Genomic DNA, 4,663 nt, shown 5'->3' on the forward strand with positions numbered 1-4,663 from the left:
GACTTGGTCTGAGCTACTTTTTTTATTAATTCCTTCATCTTGATAAGGTTAGGAGAATTGCCAATAATTTGATCCAGGGAGTATTTAGCTCCCCTTAACTTGTTCAATTCACTTTTATATTGATTTAGTTCCTGGCTTAAATGACTGATTTTCTGAATTGTAGCCATAGTACTCATTTCATCTGCCTTTGAGAGAGAACCAAATGACGCTACTCCAATTATCTTGCCATTTTTCTGAACGGGTATTCTGTTAACCAATACAGACTCACCATTCTTAAGCATGAATAATGAACCCATTTCTTCGCACCCTGTCCTAGCTACAATATGCATCCGTGTACCAGGGATTACATCCCTTATATCTTTTCCGATGGCTTCATGTTTATCTACTTGCAAGATCTCCGAATATCTGTCATTTAAAAAGATAATCTTACCGTCTATATCTGCCACCACAATACCCTGCATAGATTCTAAAACATGATAAAATATATCCTTATTCTCTTCACGGATATCTGGCATTACTATTCGCTCCTTCAGAGTCATTAGTGTGGTTTTGACATACTATTCTGATTTAACAGTACCTAACTAGTGTCAGCCATCTATAGTTTCGCAGCTAGAGCATTCAAGCTTTCTAGTTGGGCGATCAATTCTTCCATTGCGGCAGCGATCTCTTGGATTGCCGCAGATTGGCCCTCACTAACACTACTTGTTTCGGCTGACTGCCTATTAATCGACTCAATTGACAAGGTAATTTCTTTTAAGATTCCAGTTGCTTGTATGGCCGAGTTATTGCTTTGCTCAGAAAGACGGCGAATTTCTGCTGCCACCACAGCAAAGCCTCTTCCATGTTCAGCTGCCCTTGCTGCCTCTATAGCTGCATTTAGACCAAGAAGCTTGGTCTGATCAGCTACACGTTTGATCATCTGAATAATTTCGTCGGTTTCACCGATGTTTTCTTTCGTCTTCCGTGTATTCTTCGAAAGCGTTTCTCCCACCTTCGAAAGTTGTTGTGCACTTATCGATATTTCTTGAATACTCTGGTTTACCTGTTCGAAAGCTGCTGAAAACTGGTGGATTATTTCATTAAGAACAGATTCGTTCTCTTGACTGAACACCACTGCAATTGCACCAATTACGTTGTCATTCTCATCATAGACTGGTTCAGACAATGCTTTAAAAGGGACTCCAAAGACTTCTTTGGGTACCATCTGGATTATTCTCCTTTTTTCTTTCATGGCCCTGTAAGCAGTGCTTCCTTCAACTACTGGATCACCGACCTCAAATTTCGCCGGAATCACATTATTATCATTGCGATACACAGCTATATAATTAGCGGTGTCCACTACCCCTATGCCGACAGGCATGGAATATAGCAGGGCCATACTGGGCAACAAATCGATAATTTGCTTTAGTGTCTTTTTACCAATAATCCTTGTCATGATAATACCCTCCCCTTATTAAGATAGATATTGTATTTCATGGTATCTTTGCTATCTTTCAGTTACCACTCCTTTTCTTCCTTAAATCAGCTGTAATCAAAAGATTTTTTCCTTAGCCTTTCCAAGAATTGAGACTTGAGGGCCTCAGGAGGGGAATCGCACAGGATAGCAACAGCGCTATCCTGTGCGATTAACATTTGTTACTATTTGGACAAAGCCAGTAAATACTTGCTCACTGGGGTAGCAGGTTAAAGGTCTAACTCAGTCATGATTCTGACCATCTTCCTTACTAATTCACCATTGTTCTTAGCCAAGACTCCTTTCCCTGCAACGTAGGCAACCCATATATGGCCATCGTCGCTGTAAGGAATTCAGCTTTGCCAGCCCCGATTTTCGCTTAAACTAAGCTTCTGGAATTTCAGGCAGTTCAAACATTTCAAGGTTCTCAATCTGGTAAGTGTACCTACCTGCTTCTATTCCTTTAACTATTTCTACGACTTTATCACTGATTGGAGTCGCAATGCCTAGCTTCTTACCCCATTCGGTAATAACCCCATCGATAGCATCAATTTCTGTCTTTAAACCTTTCTCTAGATCCTGGAGCATACTGGCCTTTAACAGACGATGTGGTGTATAGATGGCTTTATAGTAAGGATATTTCGCAGTCCGTTCTTGCTTATTCTGGAAAGCCAGAACACTCAGGTCATGCCCCTGGAGAGGTTCGAGTTTAATACCTCTGGCCTTAACAATTTCTAGGGCCTCGTTACCTATATGAGCTGCACAGGCAAGAGCTTTCTCATTGTCTAAGATATCTCCGTACGTACAGCCCAAGGCCGCAGATAGACCACTCATAGTGGCATTAACGATTAATTTAGTCCATCGAATTCCAGCCAAATTTGGCACAATAATAGTCTCTGCTGAAAGGTTTAACAGTTCGGCTACCTTTTTTGTCCGTTCCCGGATGCTGCCATCCAGTTCACCAATATCATAGCTCATCTTATTGGGTTCCGATGTAAGCATGGAAACCCCGGGCCTTACATATGTTGCTCCCCAGCCCACCGTCCCGCTTAAGGTGCGCTCTATTCCGATTATTTCCGCTACGGCATCCTCAGGAACACCATTTTGCAGGGTACATACTACACTATCGGGACCCAGATGAGGCAGTAGTTGTTTTAAGGCTGCGTCGTTATACGTTTGTTTAACTAGATAGAGAACCACATCATAAATCCCCGTCATCTCCTGGGGAGTGATCGCTTTGACAGGAATATTCAGCTCCATTGTTCCAGTAATCGTAGCCCCTTGTTCGTTTAAAGCTTGAACATGTTCTTTGTTGGCATCAATTAGGACAATGTCTCCTCCCCTCTTGGTAATGAGAGCCCCAGCTATAGTTCCTAATGAACCCGCACCCATAATTGCTGTGCGCATAGTATCTCCTCCTTATTCGTTTTTTTATCAGGTACCCACGTGGACAATGGCCCACATCAATATAAGAGTATTCCAATGACTACAGCCAACACTGTTGCCAAAAGAGGCAAGATTACACTTACTACACCTAAATCTTTGTAAGCTTCTTTATGAGTTAAACCCATAACCATTAATAATGTGATAACCGCTCCAGAATGGGGTAGGGAGTCTAGACCGCCGGAAGCTATCGAGGCAACCCTGTGTAAAGCTTCAGGACTCATACCAGTTTGCAGGAATGCCGGACCCATGGTCTTCATGAAGATGGTCAAACCGCCACTAGCGGAACCCGTAATACCAGCTATAACGTTAACGGCGATGGCTTCGGAGACCAAGGGATTGAATTTCATGCCCAAGGCAAATTTGATAAAGGCTTGAAAAGCCGGAACGTTCTGGACTACAAAACCAAAACCAACAATAGCCGCAGTATTGACTAGGGCCATGACACTATTTGAGCAACCATCATTAAGAGCCTTAAGAGGATTTTCAAAACGCTTCCAATTAAGCACATAGGTTAAAATAATCCCTACTGCCAGTGCAATGCAGACCCCATAAAGAGCATCCATTTTCCCTTTCAGTAAAAAGATCAACCCAATCACAACGAGTAAAGGCAAAAAGGCTACTTTCCAATCAGGCAGTTTACTGGCATCGGCCAAAGATAGTTTATCCATATTGTCACGAGGGCCCGGTACAAAATGCTCGCCGTTAGCTTTAGCTTTGTTAGCCTGACTTTGCACGTACCAGACACCAGCCCCGAAGAGGAATAGGGAGCAGATAATGCCCATCAAGGGAGCGGCAGTAGCAGTTGTTCCTAATACTTGAGCAGGGATGAGGTTTTGAATGGAAGGGGAGCCGGGTAAGGCTGTCATAGTAAAGGTTCCCGCCCCAATACCGACAGTTGCTAAGATGAGTCTCTTTGGTAAATCCGCTGCCTTAAAGAGGATTAATGCCAAAGGATAGACAGTAAAAATAACGATGAACAGGTTAACTCCACCGTAGGTTAGTACTGACGTTGCCAAGGCTACCACCAGCACGGCTCTGGACTCACCAAACCAGTTCATTAACTTGTAGGAAATAGAGTTAGCACTTCCGCTCTCACCCATAACTTGGCCAAATAACGCACCAAGTACAAAGATTAAGAAATAGGTACCGGCAAAATACTTAAATCCGTTGACATAATCCACTGAGAGGGATTTCCAAATGTCGCCATGGTTGGTCAAAACAACGATAAGAGCACAAAGCAGAGACGCAGGAATGATACTCCAACCTTTGTAGGCCATAAAAATAATCACAGCGATGGCGATAAGCACACCCATAACACCTAACATTATTTATCCTCCTCTAAAATCGTTTCTTTCATTTCCGTTTTGATTTCAGACTGACCCAATCCCCCCTTTTTTTATGGTTTGTTAACTAATGCACCTCCTTTTGTCTTCTTGTAAACACTCTTTCGCAATAAACGTGCCATAAAAAAGAAGCATGATTAAACGTCTAATCATGCTTCTTCTGGAGCTTTTAAGAAACTGTCTTGCAAAAAAACCGTCTGATTACCCAACAGTTGTCTGGATTACCCAACAGTTTCATAGCAAAAAGATAATGAAATTTTACTTTATTTTGATATCATATTTTTTCAATTTTTCGTAAAGTACACTCCTATTAATTCTTAATAATTTAGCGGCCATGCTAATATTAGAATTAGTCTGGTCAAGCACCCTAATTATGGTTTCTTTTTCAGCATTGACCCTTGCCGTTTCAAGACAAACCTCA

At 42.1% G+C, this 4,663-nt stretch carries 5 protein-coding genes; all 5 read right to left on the reverse strand.

Annotated features, from left to right (window positions below; genetic code table 11):
* Nucleotides 1-515: PAS domain-containing protein (locus M8E35_RS25880; protein WP_252473851.1), on the reverse strand; the 515-nt coding region annotated here is incomplete at its 3' end.
* A gap of 80 nt (nucleotides 516-595) precedes the next feature.
* Nucleotides 596-1,435, reverse strand: coding sequence for a methyl-accepting chemotaxis protein (locus M8E35_RS26650; RefSeq protein ID WP_289711017.1), 840 nt, complete (start codon nucleotides 1,433-1,435; stop codon nucleotides 596-598).
* A 402-nt stretch (nucleotides 1,436-1,837) separates the two neighbouring features.
* Entirely contained in the window at nucleotides 1,838-2,860 is a 1,023-nt protein-coding gene (locus M8E35_RS25890; protein WP_252473852.1) for a ketopantoate reductase family protein, read from the reverse strand.
* A 56-nt stretch (nucleotides 2,861-2,916) separates the two neighbouring features.
* The gene (locus tag M8E35_RS25895; RefSeq protein ID WP_252473853.1) at nucleotides 2,917-4,224 is read right to left on the reverse strand and encodes a GntP family permease; all 1,308 of its coding nucleotides are present in this window, start codon (nucleotides 4,222-4,224) and stop codon (nucleotides 2,917-2,919) included.
* A gap of 276 nt (nucleotides 4,225-4,500) precedes the next feature.
* Nucleotides 4,501-4,663: helix-turn-helix domain-containing protein (locus M8E35_RS27140; RefSeq protein ID WP_373887491.1), on the reverse strand; the 163-nt coding region annotated here is incomplete at its 5' end.

The sequence above is a fragment of the Desulfosporosinus nitroreducens genome (assembly GCF_023897015.1).
GTDB classification, from domain to species: domain Bacteria; phylum Bacillota; class Desulfitobacteriia; order Desulfitobacteriales; family Desulfitobacteriaceae; genus Desulfosporosinus; species Desulfosporosinus nitroreducens.